Origin of the sequence: Pontibacillus yanchengensis Y32 (assembly GCF_000770635.1) — a bacterium.
GTDB classification, from domain to species: Bacteria; Bacillota; Bacilli; order Bacillales; family BH030062; genus Pontibacillus; species Pontibacillus yanchengensis.
Genome location: NZ_AVBF01000133.1, coordinates 1 through 923, shown reverse-complemented (window position 1 = coordinate 923; position 923 = coordinate 1). Strand labels below are relative to the sequence as shown.

At 41.7% G+C, this 923-nt stretch carries 1 protein-coding gene; it reads right to left on the bottom strand.

Annotation, left to right across the window (positions count from 1 at the left end; genetic code table 11):
• On the bottom strand, nt 1–836 hold an 836-nt coding region (locus tag N782_RS20460), incomplete at its 3' end, for a transposase (RefSeq protein WP_036824906.1).
• Nucleotides 837–923: the final 87 nt, after the last annotated feature.

Here is a 923-nt window from a genome sequence, read left to right as displayed (position 1 = left end):
CCTCCCCCGCCGTATGAATCGGGTTGATCAACGGGATGTTCAGAAATACGGCTATTTTCTTGAAGCACTTGGGTCAGTATGGCAACGTTTTTAAAGAAGGTTTGTTGTCCGTTTTTGTTGGGCCAATCTGCGACCAATGGAGTCGCTTCTTCATGTTCAAACCACTGAAGTAACCCATATGCATGGGAGACAAGCTTACTAAAAGCCAACATTTTGTCCTGGGTAGTGGAGGAAGAAGAAAGTCGATATAAAATGGTTTCCCATGAAATAACCTCAGACGTTTCCTTGTATAAAGCAGGATGAGCCCGTTTTATGTGCTGAAGTAACTGAATCATACTGCGTTGAATTAGTCGATACGATCCAACTCTCGTTGCAGCGATGTTTGTAGGGAAAGAGTCGATAATCCATCTTTCATCTTTGTGTCCCCATAAGCCAAGATTACTCATTTGGGCAAGGATATAGAGGTGACATGCATGAAACATGTCCGTTCCCATGCGTGTACGGTCTAACCCTAACGTACTGTGATCGAATCCGACAAAATCTACTGGAAGACCTAAAAAGCGCTTGATAAACAGATCACCGATAACCTTCTCTTCCACTTCTCTGTCTGCGAGGTCGTAATACATTTGCACGAGATGAATTTTTAATTTCAAAGAAGGAGCATAGGGATGCTGACCACGCCCGGTGTACAAGACAGAACACAATTGATCTGCGAATGAAAAGTCGATTTTCTTTTCAATATGACTCCAAAAAGGATGCTCAGGTAATTGGGAGTAGACGATATCATCTGCCATGGATAATTGATCAAATGTTTTGTACCGAACGCGGTTTCGCATAAGTAAACCTCCAAAAATGATTTTTCATCAATTATATCAATAAAGACGCATTTATAGGTGGGATTTCCACAGTTAATAGACAGCTTC